This is a genomic window from Kluyvera intermedia (assembly GCF_034424175.1).
GTDB classification, from domain to species: domain Bacteria; phylum Pseudomonadota; class Gammaproteobacteria; order Enterobacterales; family Enterobacteriaceae; genus Kluyvera; species Kluyvera intermedia.
Genome location: NZ_CP139986.1, coordinates 386306 through 413077 on the forward strand (window position 1 = coordinate 386306; position 26772 = coordinate 413077).

Sequence of the window (26772 nt, forward strand, 5' to 3'; positions counted from 1 at the left end):
ATGGCTGGTTTAAAACTACAAGCAGTAACCAAGAGCTGGGACGGCAAGACCCAGGTGATCCAACCGCTGACGCTGGACGTGGCGGACGGGGAATTTATTGTCATGGTTGGCCCGTCGGGCTGTGGTAAATCGACGCTGCTGCGCATGGTGGCGGGGCTTGAGCGGGTGACCAGCGGTGATATCTGGATCGACCGCAAACGCGTCACCGATATGGAGCCGAAAGATCGCGGTATTGCGATGGTGTTCCAGAACTATGCGCTCTATCCACATATGAGCGTGGAAGAGAACATGGCCTGGGGCCTGAAAATTCGCGGCATGGGCAAAGCGCACATTGCTGAAAAAGTGCAGGAAGCGGCGCGTATTCTCGAGCTGGACGGGCTTTTAAAACGCCGTCCGCGCGAGCTCTCCGGCGGACAGCGCCAGCGTGTCGCCATGGGCCGTGCCATCGTGCGTGACCCAGCGGTGTTCCTGTTTGATGAACCGCTCTCCAACCTCGACGCTAAGCTGCGCGTGCAGATGCGCCTGGAACTCCAGCACCTTCATCGTCGCCTGAAGACCACATCGCTGTATGTGACCCACGACCAGGTCGAGGCGATGACCCTTGCCCAGCGCGTGATGGTGATGAATAAAGGCATTGCCGAGCAAATTGGTACACCGGTGGAAGTATACGAGAAGCCCGCCAGCCGCTTTGTGGCAAGCTTCATTGGTAGCCCGGCGATGAACCTGCTGGAAGGGCAGATGGATGATTCCGGCACGCGCTTCGTGCTGGAAAATGGTATGCAATTCCCTCTGCCGGGCTCGCGCGATCAATTTGCCGGGCGACGCATGACGCTGGGTATCCGCCCGGAACATATTGCGCTAAGCTCGCAGGCGGAAAACGGCGTGCCGATGGTCGTTGAAACACTGGAGATTTTAGGGGCCGATAACCTTGCCCATGGACGTTTTGGCGAACAAAAAATGGTGGTGCGACTGCCGCATCAACTACGCCCAAACGCAGGCACCACGCTGTGGCTGCATATTCCGGACGACCATCTGCATCTCTTTGAAGGTGAAACAGGATTACGTGTATGAGTAACTGGCCTTATCCCCATATCGTCGCCCACCGTGGCGGCGGTAAGCTGGCACCGGAAAACACCCTAGCGGCGATTGATGTTGGCGCGCACTACGGTCATTTGATGATCGAATTTGATGCCAAGTTGTCGAAAGATGGGCAGATTTTCTTGCTGCATGATGACAATCTCGAACGCACCAGCAACGGTTGGGGCGTCGCGGGCAATCTCAACTGGCAGGATCTGCTGCGTGTGGATGCCGGTAGCTGGTTTAGCAGTGGTTTTAAAGGTGAACCGTTGCCGCTGCTTTCACAGGTGGCGGAGCGTTGCCGCCAGCATGGCATGATGGCCAATATTGAGATTAAACCGTCCACCGGCACCGGGCCGCTGACCGGTAAAGTGGTGGCGCTGGCGGCGCGTGAGCTGTGGGCCGATATGACCCCGCCGCTGCTGTCTTCGTTTGAGATTGATGCACTGGAAGCGGCACAGCTTGCCGCTCCCGAACTGCCGCGCGGTCTGCTGCTCGACGAGTGGCGCGACGACTGGCGTGAACTCACCGCGCGTCTGGGCTGCGTCTCTATTCACCTTAACCATCGTCTGCTGGATGAAAATCGGGTGGATGCGTTGCATGACGCCGGGCTAAAAATTCTGGTTTACACCGTGAATAACCCCCAGCGCGCGGCAGAGCTTTTGCGCTGGGGCGTGAACAGCATCTGTACCGATGCGATTGACGTGATTGGCCCGAACTTCCAGCCTTAATATTGCTTCAACATGCCGCTGTTCGAACTGGGCAGAGGTTGTGGCTGCTTAGGGCTATTGAGCATTCGGGGCTGGTTTTGCTCAATACGCTGCTGATTGCTGTTCATCTGATTTTGCAGATGCTGCTGTTGTTGCTGCGTTTGCGTCTTAAGCTGCTGATTCAACATCCCTTTATTTTGCTGCTGCTGGTTCAGCATCTTCGACTGCATCCGCTGCTGACTGGGGATCTCATAACCCGGTTGGTTGGGGTTGTTATCGATATTCAACGGTGCGGCCAGTGCGGTAAACGGCAGCAGTAGCACCAGGATCGGTAATCGTTTCATCTTCTGTCCTCCTTTGAGGGATTTCTTAAGTTTACTCCGTTCCGGGGATAACGAGGATTATTTCAGCATTATGAACCAGGCTTAGTGCGGGGCTTCCCCTCTACTCTGGAGAATTATGCTAATGATAAAGCCGACATTTTTATGCCGGGTGGCGCTTGCTGCTCTGCTCGCAGGAAGCTGTTTTAGCGCCGTGTCTGCACCACCACCGCCGGTTTCTTACGGCGTTGAGGAGGATGTATTCCACCCCGTTCGCGCCCAACAGGGAATGGTGGCCTCGGTGGATGCAATGGCCACGCAGGTGGGGGTCGATATTCTGCGTCAAGGTGGTAATGCAGTCGACGCCGCCGTTGCCGTGGGATATGCGTTGGCGGTCACCCATCCACAGGCGGGAAATCTGGGCGGCGGTGGCTTTATGATGCTGCGCACCAAAGCGGGCAAAACCGTTGCGATAGACTTCCGCGAAATGGCGCCAGAGCAGGCAACCCGCGATATGTTCCTCGACGGCGAAGGTAATCCAGACGCTAAGAAATCGCTGACCTCGCATCTCGCTTCCGGTACGCCGGGCACCGTGGCGGGCTTCTCGCTGGCACTGGAGAAATACGGCACTCTGCCGCTGAATAAAGTGATTCAGCCCGCCATCAAGCTGGCGCAAGACGGATTTATCATCAATAGCGCACTGGCTGACGATCTCAAAACCTACGGCAGTGAAGTACTGCCTCATCATGCCAATAGCAAAGCGATTTTCTGGAAAGATGGCGAGCCGCTCAAGCAAGGTGAAAAACTGGTACAGACCAATCTGGCCAACAGCCTGACGTTGATTGCCCAAAATGGCCCGGATGCTTTCTACAAGGGGGCGATTGCCGAACAGATTGCCGACGAGATGCATCAAAACGGCGGCCTGCTGAGTAAAGCGGATTTAGCCAACTACAAAGCGATTGAGCGTACGCCAATTAGCGGGGAATACCGTGGCTATGAGGTCTTCTCCATGCCGCCACCGTCTTCCGGCGGGATTCATATCGTGCAGATCCTTAACATCCTAGAAAATTTTAACCTGCACAAATACGGTTTTGGCAGTGCCGACGCGATGCAGCTGATGGCCGAAGCGGAAAAACAGGCCTACGCCGACCGCTCGGAGTACCTCGGTGACCCGGATTTTGTGAAGGTGCCGTGGCAGGCGCTGACCAACAAAGCTTACGCCAAATCGATTGCCGAGCGGATTGACCTCAATAAAGCTAAACCCTCCAGTGAGATAAAACCGGGTAAATTGGCCCCGTATGAGAGCAACCAGACCACCCACTTCTCGGTGGTGGATAAAGACGGCAATGCGGTGGCGGTGACCTATACGCTGAACACCACTTTTGGTACCGGCATCGTGGCGGGTAATACCGGTATTCTGATGAACAATGAGATGGATGACTTCTCCGCCAAGCCCGGCGTCCCCAACGTCTACGGGCTGGTGGGCGGTGATGCTAACGCTGTGGGGCCGAAAAAGCGGCCATTGTCATCCATGTCGCCAACCATCGTGGTAAAAGATGGCAAAACCTGGCTGGTGACCGGCAGCCCGGGCGGTAGCCGAATTATTACCACCGTACTGCAAATGGTGGTGAATACCGTTGATTTCGGCATGAACGTAGCCGAAGCCACCAATGCGCCGCGCTTCCACCACCAGTGGCTGCCTGACGAACTTCGCGTTGAGAAGGGCTTTAGCCCGGACACGCTGAAGCTTCTGGAAGGTAAGGGACAAAAGGTAGTATTGAAAGAAGCGATGGGCAGCACGCAAAGCATTATGGTTGGCCCGGACGGAACGCTGTACGGTGCGTCGGATCCTCGCTCCCCGGATGATTTAACCGCAGGGTATTAAATTTCACGACGGCCCAACTCGGGCCGTATTTATCTCGTGAATGTATTAATTGTTTATATTCACCTTAATATCGATGATGTTGTTTCATTATTATTAATGATGCTTAAATGATATTTATATTTGACCGTTAGCAGGTTATTTTCTGGGGATATTACTTACTCTCTATGGTAATAAAGTATTCATGGATGGGTGAGTGATGAGTGATATTATTTATGTGACGATTAATGGTGAGGTTCAGGGGGAAATATCTAAAGACTGTGGCTCTGATGCATCGGTTGGTAATCGCTACCAGCACGGACATGAAGATGAGGTTTTTGTCTTTAGCCTGGTGAAGTCGTTTAGCAGCACGGGGGCGGGTGTTAATGCACAGGGGATAACTTTTTGTAAGATTATCGATAAAAGTTCGCCGTTGCTGATGAATGCGATTAATAACAATGAATCATTAAATATGGTGTTTAGTATTTATCGTGTTAATCGTTTTGGCAGAATGGAAAAGTATTATCTTATTGAGGTTCGAGGCGCAAGGATAAGCGGTGTTGACACCCGAGTTGATACCAATACTTTACACTATGAATATATTACTGTGAATTATGATTATATTCATAGCCGCCATCTGATGGCCGGCACGGAATTTGATTATCTGGTGGCGCCGGAGAATTATAGCCGACTGTTTCCACCCACACCTATTTCGCCTGAGCCAAAACCCCCGGAAGAGCCGCCGGTACGTCATGTCACGCTGGTGCTGGGGATCTTTTTCGACGGCACGGGGAATAACGCGGCCAATACGGAGAATATGCTGGCCTCATGCTCGGCGCAGGGTTTTGACCTGGCGAGCCCGGATGCGGAAAGCATTCTTAAGCGTAGCGCGTCTGAATTAATGGGGCTAAGTGGGGCCGAAGCGACCAGTTATTCGGGGTATTACACGAATATTCATTGGTTGCATGAACTGTATAACCGAACATTTTCGGCAACTGATGGCTATTTGCAGCAGGCAATTTATGTCGAAGGAATCGGCACTCAGGCTGGTAAGCCCGATAGTGTGATAGGGATGGGGCTTGGCTTGGCGGAGTGTGGGGTGATTGCGAAAACGGATGATGCTGTGCAACAGGTCAAGTTAACAATAGAGGCAGCCGCAGATTTATTAAAAGGTAAATTTGTTGTCGACACCTTGCTGTTTGATATCTTTGGTTTTAGCCGTGGCGCGGCGGCGGCACGCCATTTTGCAAACCGTATCCAGTGTGAAGACCGTGACATTATCAACGCGATTGCGTCGGGAATGGGTCAGCACGAGTACATTGGAACAGCGGCAGGTAAAACCCGCTTTATCGGTCTGTTTGATACCGTTGCGGCAATTGGAACACCGGCAAATGGTATGGATCCCCACAGTGCCGACACGGGTGACGCTAATCTCGCCCTTCGTCCCGGCGTCGCTCAGAAGGTCTTTCATATCACTGCCCAGAATGAATGCCGCTATAACTTCGCCTTAAATAGCGTCTCTCCCGCGTGGCCGGAGTTATCTCTGCCTGGAGCACATTCGGACATCGGCGGCGGTTACCTACCGCAAACTCGCGAAGATCTTTTCCTCTCTCGTCCATTAGTCGAAACGTTACCCGTCGACACGCCAAACGAGCGTTCGCGCGTGTACCGGCAGGCGGCTGCCCAACTGCCGGAACTGGAGCGTTCTGCCGCTATTGCCCCCATTGTTCGCACCAATACGGTCACCACGCACACCTGGGAAGATGGTTTCGTACCCGCCGACCGCTATGGGCAAATGCAAAAACGCAGTTTTGCCGCGCTGGCGCTGCGTCATCGGATTGTCAAACACGACTGGTCGATGGTGACGCTACGGGTGATGCTGGATGCTGCGAAGGATGCAGGAGTGTTGTTTGATGATGTGGCACGAAAAAGAGGAACTGAAATGCCAGCCTCACTTTCTCTACTCAGTGAAAAGGCGAGAGCAATGGGCAAAGCGGCTCGTTTACGGACATCGGCCATTGGGTTCAGCCCAGAGGAGATTGATACCCTTGCAAGGTCATATATCCATTGCTCGGCGAGCTGGAATGCAGTTGCGACAGATCAGTATGGAGAACTTCGGGGAGGTGCTTCTGCCTCAGAAACGGTGGGGTTTGTGAACAGGCCTGATGAAGACTGGGTGCGAACGGTTTACAACATGGATGGAATAAAGCAATGAACTTCCCCAAAACGCTGATAATGGTGGCACTCCTGATCGCAGGTTGCAGTCAACCTAAAATTCACCCACTGCAGTCAAAACAAGCTGCCAGCGGTGACTGGTCGCTACCCTACGGAAAATGGAGTTTCTCATTTATTACACCTTGGCAGTTACCTGCTGAGGTTACTTTAGTGAGAGTACTTGATACTGATGGACGTCTGTATACCTTCCGCACGATAGACCAGACATCCCGTGATCCTGACTCGGTAACTTCATGGACAGAATGGGCCCACGGCGGCAGCGTGAATTTTAATAACGTAAAAATGCCGCCCCAGTACATGATTTTCTGCTGGGATTCCTTTATCGATAAAAAAACCTACGAAACCAGCGTGATGTTTTCGCCCGCCACATGGCAGAGGATGAAAACGCCAGCCGACCACTTATTCAGCGGAAAAACACTTTGGTACGACAATATGCTGTTTGGACTTTCTCCTGGCGGTAAGGTCAGGATTTGGTTCCCAGATGCAGGCTCTCACCCCGCGCTAATCGTCACCCCCTACAAAATCAGCACCGTCTCAGGTGCTGATCTCACAATCTGCAAAGACGGTGCCGACAGCGATTTCCTGCGCAACTATCGCTATTCCCAGGAAATACAGGATTCAATGAAAGGAAAAACCTATCCCTACGGGGAGTGGTGATTGCATGGACGGAATAAAACAATGAACTTACCCAAAACGCTGATACTGGCCGTGCTCATGACCGCAAGTTGCAGTCAGTCTAATACCCACCCTGTACAGTCGAAACAGGCTGCCAGCGGTGACTGGTCGCTACCTTATGGAAAGTGGAGTTTTTCGTTTATTACCCCATGGCAGCTACCGGCTGAGGTGAGTCTTGTCAGAGTGCTTGATACCGACGGACGTCTGTATACCTTCCGCACGCTTGATCCGACATCCCGCGATCCCGACTCGGTAGATTCATGGACGAAATGGACACACGGCGGAGGGGCTCAATTCAACCAGGTAAAAATGCCACCTCAGTACATGATTTTCTGCTGGGATTCCTTCATTGATAAAAAAACCTATGAAACCAGCGTGATGTTTTCGCCCATTATCTGGCTACGAATGAAGACTCCTGCTGCGCATGCCCGTCGGAATGGCGAGCCTATCTGGTATCGTAATATGTTGTTTGGCCTTTCTCCTGGCGGCAAAGTGAGAACCTGGTTTCCGGATATCAATGACTATCCCGCCATCGCCTTCACCCCCTACAAAATCAACACTGTCTCAGGCGCTGATCTCACAATCTGCAAAAACGGTGCTGACAGCGATTTCCTACGCAATTACCGCTATTCCCAGGAAATACAGGATTCAATGAAGGGAAAAACCTATCCGTACGGGGAGTGGTAAAAGGCCGCTACAGAGGGGAAAACCGAGCATCTCGGGTTTCCCCTCCAATCTTTTAGCCAAGAGACGGCTTCAATCGCGCCATAAAGTACGCATCCACGTACTCGCCGTTGCGCAGTGCGTATCGTTTGCCGGTGCCTTCAATCTCAAAGCCGTGTTTCTGATACAGCGCCACCGCAGGGGCGTTATCGGTGAATACGGTCAATTCAATACGATCGACACGCAGCCAGTTATCACACATATCGATCATCGTACGCATCAGCGCGCTGGCGACGCCACGATTGTGCCACCGCGAGTCAACGCTAATGCCAAAATCGGCGACATGGCTGCGGCGTGGACGCTGAGGAATCTGGAGTGCGAGGTGGCCGACCACCTGTTCATCAATGCAGGCGACCAGTTGTTTAACGCCGGGCTGGTCGGCTAGCCGCTCATTCCACATTTGGCTTGAAGGATGAGGAACTTGTAGCGTGTTGTGGTACACCTCCGGCTGGGCGCCGATCTGACGGATAGCGTCGTAATCTTTCGGTTCAGCATGGCGTATCACGATGTCACTCATTCTTCATTTCCTTTGTCGATGAAAAGTCCCTTTTAACATCATTGATTATGAAACTTGCGTCAATTAGCTTTTTTTGCAAAAAGTGTTGGACAAGTGCGAATGAGAATGATTATTATTGTCCTGCTTTCAGGGCGTCCTTGCGGAGCTTCTGAAAGCACGACATTGCTCACATTGCTTCCAGTATTACTTTAGCCAGCTTAATGCTGGCTTTTTTTTGCCTGTCGTTGCGCTATGGTGTTCAGCAATTATTTTCAAAAGGACTGAACCATGACCCTACACTGTGCCTTTATCGGCTTTGGCAAAAGCGCCACGCGTTACCATCTTCCTTACGTCCTCCACCGCAAAGCCGACTGGCATGTCGCACATATCTATCGTCGTAGCCCGAAGCCTGACGAGCAACTGCCACAGTACGCGCATATCCATTTCACCAGCGAACTTGACGATATCCTCAATGACCCGCAGGTAAGGCTGGTGGTGGTCTGCACTCATGCCGATAGCCACTTTGATTATGCGAAGCAAGCGCTGGAAGCGGGGAAAAACGTGCTGGTGGAGAAACCCTTCACCCCAACGCTTTCGCAGGCAAAAGAACTGTTTGCGTTGGCGAAAAGCAAAGGCTTGACGATTTCGCCGTACCAGAACCGCCGCTTTGATTCTTGTTTCCTGACCACCAAAAAAGTGATTGAGAGCGGCAAACTGGGGCGGATTATTGAAATTGAAAACCACTTCGACAGCTACCGTCCGGTGGATGCTGGAAAGCCGGGTCTGCCGCAGGATGGCGTATTTTATGGGCTGGGCGTGCATACCATGGACCAGATCATTTCGCTGTTTGGCCGCCCGCAGCAGGTGTCTTACGATATTCGCCACCTGCGTAATAAAGCGAATCCGGACGATACCTTTGAAGCCCAGCTGTTCTACGGCGACCTGAAAGCGATCGTCAAAAGCAGCCATCTGGTGAAGCTCGAATACCCGAAATTTATTGTTCACGGCCACAAGGGATCGTTTATCAAATACGGTATCGATCAGCAGGAAACCAGCCTGAAGGCCAATATTATGCCGGGTGAGCCGGGCTTTGGCGCTGACCATAGTATCGGCATTCTGGAATACGTGGACGATGCGGGGAACACCGTACGCGAAGAGGTTGCGGTGGAAACCGGTGACTACGGGCGTGTCTACGATGCGCTGTATCAAACGCTGGTCAATGGCTGTGAAAACTTCGTCAGTGAATCTGATGCTCTGACAAATATGGAGATCCTCGAGCACGGTTTCGCCCAGCCATCTCCAGCCACTGTGACCCTCTAAAATAAGCCTTATTGACGCCTCTCATCTTGTTCATATTTTTTGACTAGAGGCGTCAATTTTCACCCACTATCATCCTTAGCGGTTTGCGTCCAAACTTGTTTCATCGAAAACATGAGGGGGTAGCAAATGATTTTCTTACGCAAAGCAAACGAACGTGGTCACGCAAATCATGGTTGGCTGGATTCCTGGCATACCTTCTCTTTTGCAGACTATTACGATCCGAATTTTATGGGCTTCTCCGCGCTGCGCGTCATTAACGATGACGTGATTGACGCAGGGCAGGGGTTCGGTACTCACCCGCACAAAGACATGGAAATCCTGACCTACGTTCTGGAAGGTGCCGTTGAACACCAGGACAGCATGGGCAACAAAGAACAGGTTCCGGCGGGCGAGTTCCAGATTATGAGTGCGGGTACCGGGGTGCGTCACTCTGAGTACAACCCAAGCGCGACCGACAAATTACACCTGTATCAAATCTGGATTATTCCAGAAACCACCGGCATCACGCCGCGCTACGAACAGCGCCGGTTTGACGCTGCGCAGGGCAAACAACTGGTGCTGTCACCGGATGCGCGTGAAGGTTCGCTGAAAGTGTATCAGGACATGGAACTGTACCGCTGGGCGCTGGCAAAAGGTGAACAGTCGGTTCACCAGATTGCTGCCGACCGCCGCGTGTGGATCCAGGTGGTGAAAGGGGAAGTCTCCATTAACGGTACCAAAGCCACCACCAGCGATGGCCTGGCAATTTGGGACGAGCAGGCGATTTCAGTCCATGCAGACAGCGAAAGTGAGATTTTACTCTTCGATCTGCCACCAGTTTGATCCGGCTTAAATAAATCACACAACCTCCCTAATCTTGCGGGGAGGTTGTGCCATCTCCGTGGTAAACTTGAGAAATATTTCACTTTTGTTTGCCTCTGGACGATGAAAAAGAAAAGACCCGTACTTCAGGATGTTGCCGATCGCGTTGGCGTGACCAAAATGACGGTTAGCCGTTTTTTACGTAACCCGGAACAGGTTTCCGTGGCGTTGCGCGGTAAAATTGCGGCGGCTCTTGATGATCTGGGTTACATCCCCAATCGGGCTCCCGACATTCTCTCAAACTCCACCAGCCGGGCTATCGGCGTGCTGTTACCGTCATTAACCAACCAGGTTTTTGCCGAAGTGCTGCGCGGCGTGGAAAGCGTTACCGACGCTTACGGTTACCAGACGATGCTCGCACACTACGGTTATAAGCCGGAGATGGAGCAGGAGCGTCTGGAATCTATGCTCTCGTGGAATATTGACGGTCTTATCCTCACCGAACGGACCCACACTCCCCGCACCCTGAAGATGATTGAAGTCGCCGGGATCCCCGTGGTGGAGCTGATGGACAGCCAATCTCCGTGTCTCGACATTGCCGTCGGTTTTGATAACTACGAAGCCGCACGCCAGATGACGGCGGCCATTATTGCCCGCGGTCACCGACACATCGCCTATTTGGGCGCACGTCTCGACGAACGTACTATCATCAAGCAGAAGGGTTACGAGCGGGCGATGCTGGATGCCGGTTTAACGCCGTACAGCGTGATGGTCGAGCAGTCTTCTTCTTACACCTCGGGCATTGAACTCATGCGCCAGGCGCGGCGTGAATTCTCACAGCTTGACGGAATCTTCTGTACCAACGATGACCTGGCGGTCGGCGCGGCGTTTGAGTGCCAACGTCTGGGGCTGAAAATTCCCGACGATATCGCGATTGCCGGTTTCCACGGCCATGACATCGGCCAGGTGATGGAACCGCGTCTCGCCAGCGTGCTGACGCCGCGTGAGCGCATGGGCCGCATTGGTGCAGAACGTTTGCTGGCACGAATTCGTGGTGAGACTGTTACCCCTAAAATGTTAGATTTAGGTTTCACGTTGTCACCGGGTGGATCTATTTAGCCCTAACAACTTTGAACTAGATCACACAAATTCACTTAGCATTCGCTTCCGGCACGAATGGTTATTGCTTATCCATTTGCCCGGCAGGACAATGTTACCGATAACTGTTACCCGTAACAATTCTTTAGTGCCCAACAGGAGGACGCCTTGAGCACGACTAACCACGATCACCACGTCTATGTACTGATGGGCGTTTCTGGCAGCGGTAAATCTGCGGTTGCCAGCGAAGTTGCGCATCGTTTAAATGCCGCGTTTCTGGATGGCGACTTCCTGCATCCGCGTAGCAATATCGTCAAAATGTCCTCCGGCGAACCGCTGAACGACGACGATCGCAAACCATGGTTGCAAGCGCTGAATGACGCGGCGTTCGCTATGCAACGTACCAATAAAGTCTCGCTGATTGTCTGCTCTGCGCTGAAAAAAGCGTACCGCGATATTCTGCGCGAAGGTAACCCGAATCTCTCTTTCGTCTATCTGAAAGGGGATTTCGAAGTGATTGAAAGCCGCCTGAAGGCGCGCAAAGGCCACTTCTTCAAAACACAGATGCTGGTGACCCAATTCGAAACCCTGCAAGAGCCGGGCGCTGACGAACGTGACGTGCTGGTGGTTGATATCGATCAGCCGCTGGATGGCGTTATCGACAGCACGATTGAAGTGATTAACAAAGGCCGTATCGCGTGACAACTTTAACGCTCGTTTTAACCGCAGTGGGTTCTGTTTTACTGCTGCTGTTTTTGGTCATGAAGGCGCGTATGCACGCCTTCCTGGCATTGATGGTGGTTTCTATTGGTGCAGGCCTGTTCTCCGGTATGCCGTTGATTAAAATCGCGGAAACTATGGAGAAAGGCATGGGCGGCACGCTAGGGTTCCTGGCGATTGTCGTTGCTTTAGGCGCAATGTTCGGCAAGATTCTGCATGAGACCGGCGCGGTCGATCAGATTGCCGTCAAGATGCTGAAATCGTTTGGTCACAGCCGCGCACACTACGCGATTGGCCTGGCCGGTCTTATCTGTGCGCTGCCGCTGTTCTTTGAAGTGGCTATCGTGCTGCTGATTAGCGTAGCGTTCTCCATGGCACGCCACACAGGTACCAATCTGGTTAAGCTGGTGATCCCACTGTTTGCCGGCGTAGCAGCAGCTGCTGCGTTCCTGGTACCGGGTCCAGCGCCGATGCTGCTGGCATCCCAGATGCACGCTGACTTTGGCTGGATGATTCTGATTGGCCTGTGTGCCGCGATCCCGGGCATGTTGATTGCCGGGCCGCTGTGGGGCAACTTTATCAGCCGTTACGTTGAGCTGAATATTCCTGAAGACGTCACCGAGCCGCACCTGGGCGAGGGCAAAATGCCATCCTTCGGCTTTAGCCTCGCGCTGATCCTGCTGCCGCTGGTGCTGGTGGGTCTGAAAACCGTCGCTGCGCGTTTCGTGCCGGTGGGGTCAGAAACCTATCAGTGGTTTGAATTTATCGGCCACCCGTTCACCGCGATCCTGATTGCCTGCCTGGTGGCTATCTATGGTCTGGCGTTCCGTCAGGGCATGGAAAAAGACAAAGTGATGGCGATTTGCGGCGCGGCGCTGCAGCCTGCGGGGATTATTCTGCTGGTGATTGGTGCCGGTGGCGTGTTCAAACAGGTGCTGGTGGATTCAGGCGTTGGCCCGGCATTGGGTGAAGCCCTGACCGGGATGGGTCTGCCGATTGCGCTGACCTGCTTCATCCTGGCAGCGGCAGTACGTATTATTCAGGGTTCTGCCACGGTTGCCTGTTTGACCGCAGTGGGTCTGGTGATGCCGGTTATTGAACAACTGCATTACAATGGCGCTCAGCTTGCAGCACTGTCTATTTGTATCGGTGGCGGCTCTATCGTCGTCAGCCACGTGAACGACGCTGGCTTCTGGTTGTTCGGTAAATTTACCGGCGCGACCGAAGCACAAACCCTGAAAACCTGGACCATGATGGAAACCATCCTCGGTACGGTTGGCGCGATTGTCGGTATGGTGGCGTTTACGTTATTAAGCTGATGCATCGTTTGTAGGACGGATAAGGCAAAGCCGCCATCCGGCAATGAGTGCCAGACCACCTGATTGCGCTGCGCTTATCAGGCCTACAAACCAGACACATTCGGCCGGGCAATTGCCCGGCCGAATTGTTTTATCCTTTCATCCACATCCGAATGCCATCCAGGAACATCTGGGTTGCCATCATCACCAGAATTAATCCCATCAGACGCTCTAACGCGTTCACCCCTTTCTCACCCAGCAGACGCAAGAACAGCGACGACTGCAGCAAAATCACCACCGTACCGCCCCAGGCAATCAGCAGCGCAATCACCAGGTGCGACAAATTATTGGGATATTGATGCGACAGCAGCATTAATGTCGCCAGCAGCGTCGGCCCGGCAACTAAGGGAATGGCAAGCGGCACAATAAACGGTTCTTCACCCGCGGGCAGACCGGAGCTATTTCCCGTCGCACTTGGGAAAATCATCTTAATGGCAATCAGGAATAAAATGATGCCGCCGGAGATAGAAACCGTCTCTGCGCGCAGGTTTAAAAACGCCAGAATCTTCTCGCCAGCGAAGAGGAAAATCAGCATGAGTAGAAGTGCGATTAAAAGCTCACGTATCATGATCGCCTTGCGGCGCTTGGGTTCCGTGTGTTTTAGCACTGACATGAAAATGGGTAGATTACCCAGTGGATCCATAATCAGGATCAATAAAACAGCGGCGGAAAAGATATCACTCATTACTCAAATTCCCTGATAATCGTTAAGGACTTTCTGCTCTACACCTCACCCTAATCACGGATTTAGACGCGGGTAAATGTGCTCCCCATCGTACGGGGATAAGTTGCATTTCTGATTGCGACGCAATCATTGATTAATTTCACTTGCGACTTTAGCTGCTTTTTGTAATGTGATGGGATGCCCAGTGGAACTGGTAAGCATTAACAGCACATATTCGCAGGATAATACGCTATGAAAAATGTTGGTTTTATCGGCTGGCGCGGGATGGTCGGCTCTGTACTCATGCAACGCATGGTGGAAGAGCGCGATTTTGACGCCATTCGCCCGGTCTTCTTCTCCACTTCCCAGTTAGGGCAAGCTGCGCCAACCTTTGGCAGCAACGGTGGAGGTACGCTTCAGGACGCTTACGATCTTGAGGCGCTGAAGGCGCTCGACATTATTGTCACCTGTCAGGGCGGCGATTATACCAACGAAATCTACCCGAAGCTTCGTGAAAGCGGCTGGCAGGGTTACTGGATTGATGCGGCCTCTTCGCTGCGTATGGACGATAGCGCCATTATCATCCTCGACCCGGTAAACCAGCAAGTGATCACTGATGGTCTGAACAACGGCGTGAAGACCTTCGTTGGCGGTAACTGTACCGTCAGCCTGATGCTGATGTCCCTGGGCGGGCTATTTGCAAACGATCTGGTTGAGTGGGCCTCTGTGGCAACCTACCAGGCCGCTTCCGGCGGCGGCGCGCGCCACATGCGTGAACTGCTGACCCAAATGGGCCAATTGCACCATCATGTTTCCGGCGAGCTGTCTAACCCGGCTTCCGCAATCCTTGATATCGAACGTAAGGTGACCACCCTGACGCGCAGCGGTGACCTGGCGGTAGATAACTTTGGCGTTCCACTGGCGGGCAGCCTGATCCCATGGATCGACAAACAGCTCGATAACGGCCAGAGCCGCGAAGAGTGGAAAGGCCAGGCCGAGACCAACAAAATCCTCGCCACCTCGTCGGTTATCCCGGTTGATGGCCTCTGCGTACGCGTAGGCGCGCTGCGTTGCCACAGTCAGGCATTCACCCTGAAATTGAAAAAAGATATTTCCATAAGTTCTGTGGAAGAATTGCTGGCAGCACACAACCCGTGGGCAAAAGTGGTTCCAAACGACCGTGAAATCACCATGCGTGAATTAACGCCAGCAGCCGTCACCGGCACGCTGACCACGCCAGTCGGGCGCTTACGCAAGCTGAACATGGGGCCGGAATATCTGTCAGCGTTTACCGTTGGCGACCAGCTGCTGTGGGGTGCTGCGGAACCGCTGCGTCGTATGTTGCGCCAGCTGGCGTAAACATTTGTTCATTGATGAGGGGTGGAAGACCATCCCTTTTTTTTGCGTAATACAAGGAGTAAACGCAAAGATGTTTAATTTTATCCCAGGAGTCAGGTAAAGCGTTGGCTATGCTTTAATCAAGGTCTGTCGCCTTGACTGAAGGTTGAATGGAGTTGAAAGAGCACTCTTCTTTGTGCTGCACCGTTCGAGTCACAAATGTCGCCACTTATAGTGGATTGAGGCGACACAAAAAAATAAAGGATGATGAAGCATGTCCGATCGTATTGATAGAGACGTGATTAACGCGCTGATTGCAGGTCATTTTGCGGACCCTTTCTCTGTATTGGGGATGCACCGAACGGAATCAGGACTGGAAGTCCGGGCGTTACTGCCTGATGCGACCGACGTATGGGTGATTGAACCTAAAACCGGGCGTAAAATCGGCAAACTGGAGTGCATAGACGCTCGCGGTTTCTTTTGTGGCATCCTGCCGCGTCGTAAAAATTTCTTCCGTTATCAGTTGGCTGTCGTCTGGCATGGCCAACAGAATCTTATTGATGATCCCTATAGCTTTGGCCCACTGCTTAAGGATTTAGACGCATGGTTGCTGTCTGAAGGTACCCACTTGCGGCCCTACGAAACGCTGGGCGCACATGCGGATACCATGGACGGCATCACCGGGACGCGCTTTGCCGTTTGGGCACCGAACGCCCATCGAGTATCGGTTGTCGGCCAGTTCAACTACTGGGACGGCCGCCGTCATCCAATGCGGCTGCGTCGGGAGTCCGGTATTTGGGAGTTGTTTATCCCCGGCGCGCACAACGGTCAGTTGTACAAGTTCGAAATGATCGATGCGAACGGCACCTTACGCGTGAAGGCTGACCCGTATGCTTTTGAGGCGCAAATGCGCCCGGATACGGCCTCGCTGATCTGCGGCCTGCCGCCGAAAGTGGTGCAGACCGAAGAACGCAAAAAGGCTAACCAGCTTGATGCCGCTATCTCTATCTACGAAGTCCACCTCGGTTCCTGGCGCCGTCATACTGACAACAATTTCTGGTTGAGCTACCGGGAGCTTGCGGATCAATTAGTCCCGTATGCCAAATGGATGGGATTCACCCATCTGGAACTGTTGCCGATTAACGAACACCCGTTCGATGGTAGCTGGGGTTATCAGCCAACCGGGCTGTATGCACCGACCCGCCGTTTCGGCACCCGTGAAGATTTCCGCTACTTTATCGATGCGACCCATGCCGCCGGGCTCAGTGTGATCCTCGATTGGGTGCCAGGGCACTTCCCGTCGGATGACTTCGCGCTGGCGGAATTTGACGGGACCAACCTCTACGAGCATAGCGACCCGCGCGAAGGCTACCACCAGGACTGGAATACCCTGATTTACAACTACGGTCGCCGTGAAGTGAGTAATTTCCTGGTGGGCAATGCCTTGTATTGGGTTGAACGTTTTGGCATTGACGCGCTGCGTGTCGATGCGGTGGCGTCAATGATCTACCGCGACTACTCTCGTAAAGCGGGCGAGTGGATCCCCAACGAATTTGGCGGTCGCGAAAACCTCGAAGCAATTGAGTTTCTGCGCAACACCAACCGCGTGCTGGGCGAACAGGTACCGGGTGCGGTCACCATGGCGGAAGAGTCAACGGACTTCCCGGGCGTCTCGCGACCTTCTGACATGGGTGGGTTGGGCTTCTGGTTTAAGTGGAACTTAGGCTGGATGCACGACACCCTGGATTACATGAAGCTCGACCCGATTCATCGTCAATTCCATCACGACAAAATGACCTTCGGGATGCTGTACAACCACACCGAGAACTTCGTGTTACCGCTGTCGCATGACGAGGTGGTTCACGGTAAGAAATCGATTCTCGACCGCATGCCTGGCGATGCGTGGCAGAAGTTTGCCAACCTGCGCGCCTACTACGGCTGGCTGTTTGCCTTCCCGGGTAAAAAACTGCTGTTTATGGGCGACGAGTTTGCTCAGGGCCGTGAATGGAATTTTGACGGCAGTCTCGACTGGCATCTGCTGGAAGGGGGCGATAACTGGCATAACGGGGTACAGCGTCTGGTACGTGACCTCAACCATACCTATCGCCACCACAAAGCCATGCATGAGCTGGACTTCGATGAGTATGGCTTCGAATGGTTAGTGGTTGATGACCATGAGCGCTCGGTGTTTGCCTTTGTCCGCCGTGATAAAGCGGGCAACGAGATTATTGTGGTCAGCAACTTTACCCCGGTACTACGTCATGGCTATCGCTTCGGTATTAATCAGCCGGGCCGCTGGCGTGAAGTGCTCAATACCGACTCTGGCCACTATCACGGCAGCAATGCGGGTAATGGCGGTGAGGTACGTAGCGACGACATCGAAAGCCATGGCCGCGCGCAGTCGCTTAGCCTGACGCTGCCGCCGCTGTCGACCGTCTGGCTAGTTCGGGAAGGGGATTAAGCATGCATCAACTCGCTGAAGGAAAACCCGCGCCGCTGGGCGCAAGTTTTGATGGTGAAGGGGTGAATTTCACGCTCTTCTCCGCGCATGCTCAGCGAGTCGAGCTCTGTGTGTTTGATGATGAAGGCAATGAAACGCGCCACGACTTACCCGCGCGCAGCGGTGATATCTGGCATGGCTATTTGCCACAGGCGCGTCCCGGACTGCGTTACGGCTACCGCGTACACGGCCCATGGGAGCCGCATCAGGGGCACCGTTTTAATCCGACCAAGCTGCTGCTTGATCCATGTTGTTTCAGCGCCGAAGGCGAGCCGCTTGATGACCCGCATTATCATGGTGGTTACGACGCACCGGATGTTCGTGATACGGCGGAGATTGCGCCTAAATCGGTGGTCACTTGTCTGGAATATGATTGGCAGGATGACGTTGCGCCGCGCATTGCGTGGGGCAATACGGTCATCTACGAAGCACATGTGAAGGGGCTGACATACCGCCACCCGGGGCTGCCGGAAGAGATCCGGGGTACTTACAAAGCGCTCAGCCACCTGGTGATGATTGACTACTTTAAGCGACTGGGCATTAGCGCGCTGGAACTGTTGCCGGTGGCCCATTTTGCTGACGAACCACGCTTGCAGCAAATGGGGTTGAAAAACTACTGGGGTTACAACCCGCTGGCACTGTTTGCGCTGTCACCGCGTTATGCCAGCAAGCCTGGTCAGGCGCTGAATGAGTTTCGCGATGCGGTCAAAGCCCTGCACAAGGCCGGTATCGAGGTGATCCTCGACGTGGTGTTAAATCACAGCGCCGAGCTAGATCTGCATTGTCAGACCTTATCTCTGCGGGGGATCGATAACCGCAGCTATTATTGGTTAAGGGACGATGGCGATTATCAAAACTGGACGGGCTGCGGTAACACGCTGAACCTCAGCCACCCGGGCGTGGTTGAGTATGCCCGGCAGTGCCTGCGGTTTTGGGTTGATGTCTGCCATGTTGATGGTTTTCGCTTTGATTTAGCGTCGGTGATGGGCCGTACGCCGGACTATCGCCAGGATGCGCCGTTGTTTAACGCTATCCACCAAGACCCGGTGCTCTCCACGGTGAAGCTGATTGCTGAACCCTGGGATATTGGCGCTGGGGGCTATCAGGTCGGGAATTTCCCGCCGCCGTTTAGTGAATGGAATGACCGTTTCCGTGATGGTATGCGTCGCTTCTGGCTTGAGGAGTCGATATCGCTGGGTGAATTTGCCCAACGTTTCGCCGCCTCTAGCGACATCTTCCAGCGTCAGGAACGCCATCCCAGCGCTGCCATTAATCTGGTGACCGCACACGACGGATTCACCTTGCGTGACTGTGTCAGCTTCAACAGTAAACACAATGACGCCAACGGTGAAGAAAACCGCGATGGTAGCAACAATAACCATAGCAATAATCATGGTATAGAAGGATTGGAAGGGAGCCCTGAGGTTATGGCGCATCGGCAGGCAAGCGTTCAGGCGCTGCTGGCTACGCTGCTGTTATCACAGGGAACGCCAATGTTGCTGGCCGGTGACGAACACGGTCACAGCCAGCAAGGTAACAATAATGCCTATTGCCAGGACAACGCGTTGACCTGGCTTGATTGGGAAACTGCGGATTCTGCGCTCACCGACTTTACCGCCGCTCTCATTCATCTGCGCCAGCAAATCCCGGCGCTGACGGATGACCGCTGGTGGCAGGAGGGCGATGGCAACGTTCAGTGGCTGAATCAGGATGCACAACCGTTGTCTGCCTTCGAATGGCAGCAAGGCGTGCGCCGGATACAGATCCTGCTTTCCCAGCATTGGCTTATTACGCTCAACGCAACGCAAAACGAAGCAAGTATCACGTTACCCGAGGGGGAATGGCGCGCCGTTCCTCCGTTCACCGGAGAGGATACTCCGGTGGTCATGGCTGTCTGGCATGGGCCCGCGCACGGAGTGTGCGTATTTCAAAGGTCATAGTCTCTGAACTACCCGGAACCCTACGTTAACGTAGGGATAACCCAAATTCCCCGGAAGGACGAGCAACAAAAGGAGTTAATCATGGTTAGGCTAGAACACAACGATCCCTTAATGCTGGCTCGCCAGTTACCCATCAAATCTGTCGCCCTGATTCTGGCTGGCGGACGCGGCTCGCGACTGAAAGATCTGACCAATAAACGCGCCAAACCGGCCGTCCACTTTGGTGGCAAATTCCGTATTATTGACTTCGCGCTGTCGAACTGCCTGAACTCCGGGATCCGCCGTATTGGCGTGATCACCCAGTATCAATCGCATACGCTGGTGCAGCATATCCAACGCGGATGGTCATTCTTTAGCGAAGAGATGAATGAATTTGTCGATCTGCTACCCGCTCAACAGCGTATGCACGGTGAAAACTGGTATCGCGGTACTGCGGATGCGGTAACCCAGAACCTTGATATTATTCGCCGCTACAAAGCGGAATATGTGGTTATCCTGGCAGGTGACCATATCTACAAACAAGATTACTCGCGCATGCTTATCGACCATGTCGAAAAAGGCGCGCGCTGCACCGTGGCGTGCATCCCTGTGCCCATTGAAGAGGCACCGGCGTTCGGCGTGATGGCGGTAGATGAGAATGAAAGGATCATCGACTTCATCGAAAAGCCGACCAATCCGCCGGCGATGCCGGGTGATCCGACCAAATCTCTCGCCAGCATGGGTATCTATGTCTTTGATGCAGATTACCTTTATGAGTTGTTGGAGCAAGATGATAACGATGAAAACTCCAGCCACGATTTCGGCAAAGATTTAATTCCCAAAATTACCAAAGCTGGCGCGGCTTATGCACATCCTTTCCCACTGTCTTGCGTGCAGTCTGACCCGCAGTCTGAACCGTACTGGCGTGATGTGGGTACGCTGGAAGCTTACTGGAAAGCCAACCTCGACCTGGCATCTGTGACGCCTGAACTGGATATGTACGACCAGCACTGGCCGATCCGGACGCATATGGAATCACTGCCTCCGGCGAAGTTCGTTCAGGACCGCTCGGGCAGCCATGGGATGACTCTGAACTCGCTGGTGTCTGGCGGCTGTATTATTTCCGGTTCCGTAGTAGTGCAGTCGGTGCTGTTCCCTCGGGTGCGCGTGAACTCATTCTGTAACATTGATTCGGCAGTCTTATTGCCAGACGTTTGGGTTGGGCGCTCCTCGCGTCTGCGCCGTTGCGTGATTGACCGTGCTTGTGTGATCCCTGAAGGGATGGTGATTGGTGAGGATGCGGAAGAAGATGCGCGTCGTTTCCACCGGTCGGAAGAGGGGATTGTGCTGGTGACGCGCGAAATGCTGCGTCAACTAGGGTACAAACAGGAGCGATGATGCAGGTCTTACACGTTTGTTCTGAGATGTTCCCGTTATTAAAAACGGGTGGCCTTGCGGATGTCATTGGCGCGCTACCGGCAGCACAAATTGCTGATGGGGTTGACGCCCGCGTATTGTTACCGGCGTTCCCCGACATTCGTCGTGGGATCCCGGATGCCAAAGTTGTCGCCCGTCGCGACACTTTCGCCGGGCACATGACGCTGTTATTCGGCCGCTTTAACGGCGTCGGTGTTTATCTGATTGATGCGCCGCATCTCTACGATCGCCCGGGGAGCCCGTACCACGACGGCTACCAGAATGCCTACGCGGATAATGTGCTGCGCTTTGCGCTGCTGGGCTGGGTGGGCTGTGAAATGGCCTGTGGGCTGGATCCGTTCTGGCGCCCGGATGTCGTGCACGCGCACGACTGGCATGCAGGGCTTGCTCCGGCTTACCTGGCAGCGCGCGGTCGCCCGGCAAAATCGGTCTTTACCGTACACAACCTGGCGTATCAGGGATTGTTCTACGGCCACCATATGAATGAAATCCAGCTACCTGGAGAGTTCTTCAATATGCATGGCCTGGAGTTCCACGGACAGATCTCGTTTTTGAAAGCAGGGCTTTATTACGCCGATCATATCACCGCGGTTAGCCCAACCTACGCGCGGGAAATTACGGAACCACAGTTTGCGTATGGAATGGAAGGTTTGCTGCGTCAGCGCCACCGTGAAGGGCGGCTGTCGGGGATCCTCAATGGTGTGGATGACACTATCTGGAGTCCTGAAAAAGATCTGCTACTGCCAGCGAGCTACAGCCGCGATACGTTAGAGTTGAAGGCAGAAAACAAACGCCAGCTCCAGGTGGCGATGGGACTGAAAGTCAGCGACACCGCGCCGCTGTTTGCTGTGGTCAGCCGCCTGACCAGCCAGAAAGGGCTGGATCTGGTACTGGAAGCGCTGCCGGGCCTGCTGGAGCAGGGCGGTCAATTGGCGCTGCTGGGTGCAGGCGACCCGGTATTGCAGCAAGGTTTTCTTGCCGCCGCTGCGGAACATCCGGGGCAGGTCGGGGTACAGATTGGCTACCACGAAGCGTTCTCGCACCGAATTATTGGCGGCGCAGACGTTATCCTGGTGCCGAGTCGCTTTGAACCCTGCGGCTTAACGCAGCTTTATGGTCTGAAATACGGCACGCTGCCGCTGGTTCGCCGTACCGGTGGCCTGGCAGATACTGTTGCAGACAGTTCGCTGGAGAACCTGGCCGATGGCATTGCCAGCGGTTTTGTCTTCGAAGATAGCAACGCCTGGTCGCTGCTCAGGGCTATCCGACGTGCTTTCGTATTATGGTCTCGTCCTTCACTCTGGCGCTATGTTCAGCGTCAGGCGATGAATATGGATTTTAGCTGGCAGGTTGCCGCGCACTCTTATCGCGAGCTGTATCAACGCCTGGTCTAACTACGGGGATCTGATTTATGAATGCACCTTTTACCTATTCATCACCGACCCTCAGCGTTGAGGCATTAAAACATTCCATTGCCTATAAGCTGATGTTCATCATCGGGAAAGATCCGGCTATCGCCAACAAACATGAGTGGCTGAACGCCACCTTGTTTGCCGTTCGCGATCGTCTGGTCGAGCGTTGGCTGCGTTCGAACCGTGCCCAGCTTTCCCAGGAAACGCGACAGGTTTACTACCTGTCGATGGAATTTCTGATTGGCCGCACGCTTTCTAACGCGCTGTTATCCTTAGGGCTGTATGAGGATGTCAAAAACGCGCTGGAAGGGATGGGGCTCGATCTTGAAGAACTGATTGATGAAGAGAATGACCCCGGTTTAGGCAACGGCGGTTTAGGCCGTCTGGCGGCTTGCTTCCTTGATTCACTAGCCACGCTGGCGCTGCCGGGCCGTGGGTACGGGATTCGCTACGATTATGGGATGTTCAAACAGAACATTGTCGATGGTCGTCAGAAAGAGTCACCTGACTACTGGCTGGAATACGGCAACCCGTGGGAGTTCCCGCGCCACAACACGCGCTATAAAGTTCGCTTTGGCGGACGTGTGCAGATGGAAGGCAAAGCCAGTCGCTGGCTAGAGACCGAAGAGATCCTTGCGGTCGCCTACGATCAAATTATCCCCGGCTACGATACCGATGCCACCAACACGCTGCGTTTGTGGAATGCCCAGGCCAGTAGCGAAATCAACCTCGGTAAATTTAACCAGGGTGACTACTTCGCCGCCGTGGAAGATAAAAACCACTCGGAAAACGTGTCGCGCGTGCTTTACCCGGACGACTCCACCTATTCCGGGCGCGAGCTGCGTCTGCGTCAGGAATATTTCCTGGTGTCGGCGACGGTGCAGGATATTTTAAGCCGCCACTATATGCTGCATAAAACCTATGCCAACCTGGCGGATAAAATTGCCATCCACCTGAATGACACGCACCCGGTGCTGTCGATTCCTGAGTTGATGCGCCTGCTGATAGACGAGCATAAATTCAGCTGGGATGACGCGTTCTCGGTGGCGTGTCAGGTCTTCTCCTACACCAACCACACGCTGATGAGCGAGGCGCTGGAAACCTGGCCGGTGGATATGCTGGGCAAAATCCTGCCGCGCCATCTGCAAATTATCTTTGAGATTAACGACTACTTCCTGAAGACCTTACAGGAACAGTACCCGAACGATACCGGGCTGTTGAGTCGCACCTCGATTATTGACGAATCCAACGGTCGCCGCGTGCGTATGGCCTGGCTGGCGGTGGTGGTCAGTAAGAAGGTGAACGGGGTTTCTGAGCTGCACTCAAATCTGATGGTGCAGTCGCTGTTTGCTGACTTCGCCGCCATTTTCCCAATGCGTTTCACCAACGTCACTAACGGTGTGACGCCGCGTCGCTGGCTGGCGCTGGCAAACCCGGCGCTCTCCGGCGTGCTTGATGAGAACATTGGCCAGACCTGGCGCTCTGACTTAAGCCAGCTTAAAGAGCTGGAACAGCATATTGATTATCCGAAAGTGAATCAGGCGGTGCAACACGCCAAGCTGGAAAACAAAAAACGTCTTGCGGCGTTAATTGCCCAGAATCTGGATGTGGTGGTGAACCCTAACGCCTTGTTTGATGTACAGATTAAGCGTATTCACGAGTACAAGCGCCAGCTGATGAATGTGCTGCACGTGATTGCTCGCTACAATCGGATCAAGGCTGACCCCGAGGCGAATTGGGTGCCGAGGGTGAATATTTTTGCCGGTAAAGCCGCATCGGCTTACTACATGGCGAAGCATATTATTCATCTGATAAACGATGTGGCGGATGTTATCAATAACGATCCGCAAATTGGCGACAAGCTCAAAGTGGTGTTCATCCCGAACTACAGCGTGAGTCTGGCGCAGGTGATCATTCCGGCAGCAGATCTTTCCGAGCAGATTTCATTGGCGGGGACGGAAGCTTCCGGCACCAGTAATATGAAGTTTGCGCTAAATGGTGCATTAACCATTGGCACGCTTGACGGGGCAAACGTGGAGATGCAGGAACACGTGGGAGCGGAAAACTTCTTTATCTTTGGCAACACAGCTGAAGAGGTTGAGGCGTTGCGTCGTAAGGGCTACAGCCCACGTGACTACTATGAGCAGGATACCGAACTGCGTCAGGTACTCACGCAAATTGCCACCGGCGTCTTTAGCCCTGGTGAGCCGGGACGCTATCGCGACCTGGTCGATTCACTGATTAACTTCGGCGATCACTATCAGGTGCTGGCGGACTTCCGCAGCTATGTTGACTGTCAGGACAAGGTTGATGAGCTGTATCGTGAACCGGAACAGTGGACCACCAAAGCGATGCATAACATCGCCAATATGGGCTACTTCTCCTCCGACCGAACGATTCAGGAGTATGCCGAGAATATCTGGCATATTGAGCCGGTGAGGTTGTAAAAAAAGAGACGGGGCCGATTGGCCCCGTTTCTTTTCCCAGCGTCGCATTCTGCTCGCCCGGCCTACATTTCGCACATTGTAGCCCGGCCAAGCGCAGCGCCGCCGGGAAAGCACCGGGCGCACATGCTCGCCCAGCCATACCCCTTACGACGCCAACGACATCTCAGGCTTTCCCAGCGTTTTCACCAGCCATTCGCTAATACGCGACTGCTGCTCAGCATTCAGCCACATTCCCTGCTTAGTTCGACGCCAGATTGCATCATCCAGGCGGCGAACCCATTCGTGCTCTACCAGGTAACGCAGCTCGGCTTCATAAAACTCATGACCGAAATCTTCGCCCAGCCCGGCAATATCACGCGCGTCACCGATAATCAGCTCGCTGTTGCTGCCGTAGGTGCGGGCATAATGACGCGCCAGTGATTCGCTGATAAATGGGTAACGACGACGCAGTTTGGCGGCGTAATCGTCACGGTCATTGCCAATCTCTCCGCCGGGTAATACCGCGCCTTTGGTCCATGCTGCGCCAATACCGTGATAGTACGGCGTCAGTTTTTCTAGCGCATGTTCCGCCAGTTTACGATAGGTGGTCAGCTTGCCGCCAAAGACTGACAGCAGCGGAGCTTTACCCTGATCATCATGAATATCCAGCGTGTAGTCGCGGGTGATGGCCTGCGGTGAGTCGGATTCATCGTCACACAGCGGACGCACGCCGGAGTATGTCCAGACGATATCTTCGCGAGTCAGTTGCTTTTTAAAGTGGCCGTTGTAGACCTTCAGCAGATAGTTAATTTCGCTTTCATCGATCTCGACATTTTTGGGATCTCCCTGATATTCGACGTCGGTCGTGCCGATAATGGAAAACTCGTCCATCCATGGGATCACAAACACGATGCGTTTATCTTCGTTTTGCAGGATGTAGGCCTGCTTTTGCGTATGCACGCGTGGCACCACGATATGGCTGCCCTTGATCAAGCGGATACCGTACGGTGACGGCAACTGCATGCCGTCATCGAAGAACTGTTTGACCCATGGGCCGGTAGCATTAACCAAGCCACGCGCCTGCCAGCGGAAGGTTTCGCCGCTGTCGATATCTTCAGCTTCCACAATCCACAGGCCGTTTTCGCGTTTTGCGGAGATGGCGCGCGTGCGGGTTCGCACTTCACCGCCTTTTTTCACTACCATCTGGGCGTTAGCTAATACCAGGCGGGCATCATCAACCCAGCAGTCGGAATATTCGAAACCGCGCACGATTTCTGGTTTCAGTACGGAATCTGCGCCAAAGCGCACACCCTTCGATGCGGGCAGGCTGGTGCGTTTTCCCAGATGGTCGTACATAAACAGGCCGGTGCGAATCATCCAGGCCGGACGCAGATGCGGCTGGTGCGGCAGTCGAAAACGCATAGGAATGGCAATATGCGGGGCCATTTTCAGCAACACTTCGCGCTCGGCCAGCGCTTCGCTGACCAGGCGGAATTCGTAGTGTTCAAGGTAGCGCAGGCCGCCGTGGATAAGTTTGGAGCTGGCGCTGGAGGTGGCGCAGGCCAGATCTCTGGCTTCCAGCATCAGCACTGATAATCCGCGCCCTGCTGCATCCGCCGCAATGCCTGCACCGTTGATACCGCCACCTATCACAATCAGATCTTTGGTTTCCATTATTGCTA

At 53.8% G+C, this 26772-nt stretch carries 20 protein-coding genes and 1 pseudogene; 17 read left to right on the forward strand and 4 right to left on the reverse strand.

Features of this window, described 5'->3' with window-relative positions; all coding sequences use genetic code 11:
• Positions 1–1071 carry a sn-glycerol-3-phosphate import ATP-binding protein UgpC gene (locus tag U0026_RS01780; RefSeq protein WP_062775589.1) on the forward strand — a complete coding sequence of 357 codons (1071 nt, stop codon included), beginning with the start codon at positions 1–3 and terminating at the stop codon, positions 1069–1071.
• Positions 1068–1808 (forward strand): glycerophosphodiester phosphodiesterase, encoded by a 741-nt coding sequence (gene ugpQ / locus U0026_RS01785; RefSeq protein ID WP_062775591.1) that lies wholly within the window; start codon positions 1068–1070, stop codon positions 1806–1808. Before U0026_RS01780 ends, ugpQ begins: the two co-directional genes overlap by 4 nt.
• An 8-nt stretch (positions 1809–1816) precedes the next feature.
• On the opposite strand, the pseudogene U0026_RS01790 reads toward ugpQ, so the two are convergent.
• Positions 1817–2131, reverse strand: a pseudogene (locus U0026_RS01790) (DUF2756 family protein); the annotation flags it as partial.
• A 121-nt stretch (positions 2132–2252) separates the two neighbouring features.
• On the opposite strand from U0026_RS01790, the gene ggt reads away from it, so the two are divergent.
• From ggt to U0026_RS01810, 4 genes are all read left to right on the forward strand, one after another.
• The gene (gene ggt, locus U0026_RS01795) at positions 2253–3992 is read left to right on the forward strand and encodes a gamma-glutamyltransferase (protein ID WP_062775593.1); all 1740 of its coding nucleotides are present in this window, start codon (positions 2253–2255) and stop codon (positions 3990–3992) included.
• 196 nt (positions 3993–4188) lie between these two features.
• Positions 4189–6183: a type VI secretion system tube protein TssD gene (gene tssD, locus U0026_RS01800; protein WP_062775596.1), complete on the forward strand. Its 1995-nt coding sequence runs from the start codon at positions 4189–4191 to the stop codon at positions 6181–6183.
• Positions 6180–6860 carry a DUF2931 family protein gene (locus tag U0026_RS01805; protein WP_062775598.1) on the forward strand — a complete coding sequence of 227 codons (681 nt, stop codon included), beginning with the start codon at positions 6180–6182 and terminating at the stop codon, positions 6858–6860. Before tssD ends, U0026_RS01805 begins: the two co-directional genes overlap by 4 nt.
• 21 nt (positions 6861–6881) lie before the next feature.
• A complete protein-coding gene (locus U0026_RS01810) occupies positions 6882–7565 on the forward strand; it encodes a DUF2931 family protein (RefSeq protein ID WP_062775600.1) in 684 nt (227 codons plus the stop codon).
• A gap of 52 nt (positions 7566–7617) precedes the next feature.
• Here U0026_RS01810 and yhhY read toward each other — a convergent pair whose 3' ends face one another.
• Positions 7618–8118, reverse strand: coding sequence for an N-acetyltransferase (yhhY, locus tag U0026_RS01815; protein ID WP_062775602.1), 501 nt, complete (start codon positions 8116–8118; stop codon positions 7618–7620).
• A gap of 267 nt (positions 8119–8385) precedes the next feature.
• On the opposite strand from yhhY, the gene U0026_RS01820 reads away from it, so the two are divergent.
• The 5 genes from U0026_RS01820 to gntU all read left to right on the forward strand — a co-directional run bounded on the left by U0026_RS01820 (position 8386) and on the right by gntU (position 13355).
• A complete protein-coding gene (locus U0026_RS01820) occupies positions 8386–9417 on the forward strand; it encodes an oxidoreductase (protein WP_062775603.1) in 1032 nt (343 codons plus the stop codon).
• Positions 9418–9543: 126 nt separating this feature from the next.
• A complete protein-coding gene (locus U0026_RS01825; RefSeq protein WP_062775605.1) occupies positions 9544–10239 on the forward strand; it encodes a pirin family protein in 696 nt (231 codons plus the stop codon).
• Positions 10240–10341: 102 nt separating this feature from the next.
• Positions 10342–11337, forward strand: coding sequence for a gluconate operon transcriptional repressor GntR (gene gntR, locus U0026_RS01830; RefSeq protein WP_062775606.1), 996 nt, complete (start codon positions 10342–10344; stop codon positions 11335–11337).
• A 147-nt stretch (positions 11338–11484) separates the two neighbouring features.
• The gene (gntK, locus tag U0026_RS01835; RefSeq protein WP_062775608.1) at positions 11485–12018 is read left to right on the forward strand and encodes a gluconokinase; all 534 of its coding nucleotides are present in this window, start codon (positions 11485–11487) and stop codon (positions 12016–12018) included.
• Positions 12015–13355, forward strand: coding sequence for a gluconate transporter (gene gntU / locus U0026_RS01840; RefSeq protein ID WP_062775610.1), 1341 nt, complete (start codon positions 12015–12017; stop codon positions 13353–13355). Before gntK ends, gntU begins: the two co-directional genes overlap by 4 nt.
• A 130-nt stretch (positions 13356–13485) precedes the next feature.
• Here the strand turns inward: gntU and U0026_RS01845 are convergent, their stop codons facing one another.
• Entirely contained in the window at positions 13486–14079 is a 594-nt protein-coding gene (locus tag U0026_RS01845) for a YhgN family NAAT transporter (RefSeq protein WP_062775611.1), read from the reverse strand.
• Positions 14080–14310: 231 nt separating this feature from the next.
• Here U0026_RS01845 and asd point away from each other — a divergent pair, with 231 nt between their 5' ends.
• From asd to glgP, 6 genes are all read left to right on the forward strand, one after another.
• Positions 14311–15417, forward strand: a complete 1107-nt coding sequence (gene asd, locus U0026_RS01850; RefSeq protein WP_062775612.1) for an aspartate-semialdehyde dehydrogenase — start codon at positions 14311–14313, stop codon at positions 15415–15417.
• Between the two features lie 253 nt (positions 15418–15670).
• Complete coding sequence (gene glgB, locus U0026_RS01855; protein WP_062775614.1) at positions 15671–17857, forward strand: 1,4-alpha-glucan branching enzyme; 2187 nt, start codon at positions 15671–15673, stop codon at positions 17855–17857.
• Between the two features lie 2 nt (positions 17858–17859).
• Positions 17860–19836: a glycogen debranching protein GlgX gene (glgX, locus tag U0026_RS01860; RefSeq protein WP_062775616.1), complete on the forward strand. Its 1977-nt coding sequence runs from the start codon at positions 17860–17862 to the stop codon at positions 19834–19836.
• An 81-nt stretch (positions 19837–19917) separates the two neighbouring features.
• Entirely contained in the window at positions 19918–21213 is a 1296-nt protein-coding gene (gene glgC / locus U0026_RS01865; protein ID WP_062775617.1) for a glucose-1-phosphate adenylyltransferase, read from the forward strand.
• A complete protein-coding gene (gene glgA / locus U0026_RS01870; protein ID WP_062775619.1) occupies positions 21213–22646 on the forward strand; it encodes a glycogen synthase GlgA in 1434 nt (477 codons plus the stop codon). Before glgC ends, glgA begins: the two co-directional genes overlap by 1 nt.
• 17 nt (positions 22647–22663) lie before the next feature.
• Positions 22664–25111 (forward strand): glycogen phosphorylase, encoded by a 2448-nt coding sequence (glgP, locus tag U0026_RS01875; RefSeq protein ID WP_062775620.1) that lies wholly within the window; start codon positions 22664–22666, stop codon positions 25109–25111.
• 144 nt (positions 25112–25255) lie between these two features.
• Here the strand turns inward: glgP and glpD are convergent, their stop codons facing one another.
• The gene (gene glpD, locus U0026_RS01880) at positions 25256–26764 is read right to left on the reverse strand and encodes a glycerol-3-phosphate dehydrogenase (protein ID WP_062775622.1); all 1509 of its coding nucleotides are present in this window, start codon (positions 26762–26764) and stop codon (positions 25256–25258) included.
• Positions 26765–26772: the final 8 nt, after the last annotated feature.

What these genes read in the sequence shown, in the direction of transcription:
- tssD (WP_062775596.1), top strand. Translation starts at nt 4,189, where the DNA reads ATGAGTGATATTATTTATGTGACGATTAATGGTGAGGTTCAGGGGGAA.
- U0026_RS01820 (WP_062775603.1), top strand. Translation starts at nt 8,386, where the DNA reads ATGACCCTACACTGTGCCTTTATCGGCTTTGGCAAAAGCGCCACGCGT.
- U0026_RS01810 (WP_062775600.1), top strand. Translation starts at nt 6,882, where the DNA reads ATGAACTTACCCAAAACGCTGATACTGGCCGTGCTCATGACCGCAAGT.
- gntR (WP_062775606.1), top strand. Translation starts at nt 10,342, where the DNA reads ATGAAAAAGAAAAGACCCGTACTTCAGGATGTTGCCGATCGCGTTGGC.
- glgA (WP_062775619.1), top strand. Translation starts at nt 21,213, where the DNA reads ATGCAGGTCTTACACGTTTGTTCTGAGATGTTCCCGTTATTAAAAACG.
- yhhY (WP_062775602.1), bottom strand. Translation starts at nt 8,118, where the DNA reads ATGAGTGACATCGTGATACGCCATGCTGAACCGAAAGATTACGACGCT.
- glgP (WP_062775620.1), top strand. Translation starts at nt 22,664, where the DNA reads ATGAATGCACCTTTTACCTATTCATCACCGACCCTCAGCGTTGAGGCA.
- glgB (WP_062775614.1), top strand. Translation starts at nt 15,671, where the DNA reads ATGTCCGATCGTATTGATAGAGACGTGATTAACGCGCTGATTGCAGGT.
- glpD (WP_062775622.1), bottom strand. Translation starts at nt 26,764, where the DNA reads ATGGAAACCAAAGATCTGATTGTGATAGGTGGCGGTATCAACGGTGCA.
- ugpQ (WP_062775591.1), top strand. Translation starts at nt 1,068, where the DNA reads ATGAGTAACTGGCCTTATCCCCATATCGTCGCCCACCGTGGCGGCGGT.
- ggt (WP_062775593.1), top strand. Translation starts at nt 2,253, where the DNA reads ATGATAAAGCCGACATTTTTATGCCGGGTGGCGCTTGCTGCTCTGCTC.
- glgX (WP_062775616.1), top strand. Translation starts at nt 17,860, where the DNA reads ATGCATCAACTCGCTGAAGGAAAACCCGCGCCGCTGGGCGCAAGTTTT.
- U0026_RS01845 (WP_062775611.1), bottom strand. Translation starts at nt 14,079, where the DNA reads ATGAGTGATATCTTTTCCGCCGCTGTTTTATTGATCCTGATTATGGAT.
- U0026_RS01825 (WP_062775605.1), top strand. Translation starts at nt 9,544, where the DNA reads ATGATTTTCTTACGCAAAGCAAACGAACGTGGTCACGCAAATCATGGT.
- U0026_RS01805 (WP_062775598.1), top strand. Translation starts at nt 6,180, where the DNA reads ATGAACTTCCCCAAAACGCTGATAATGGTGGCACTCCTGATCGCAGGT.
- U0026_RS01780 (WP_062775589.1), top strand. Translation starts at nt 1, where the DNA reads ATGGCTGGTTTAAAACTACAAGCAGTAACCAAGAGCTGGGACGGCAAG.
- glgC (WP_062775617.1), top strand. Translation starts at nt 19,918, where the DNA reads ATGGTTAGGCTAGAACACAACGATCCCTTAATGCTGGCTCGCCAGTTA.
- asd (WP_062775612.1), top strand. Translation starts at nt 14,311, where the DNA reads ATGAAAAATGTTGGTTTTATCGGCTGGCGCGGGATGGTCGGCTCTGTA.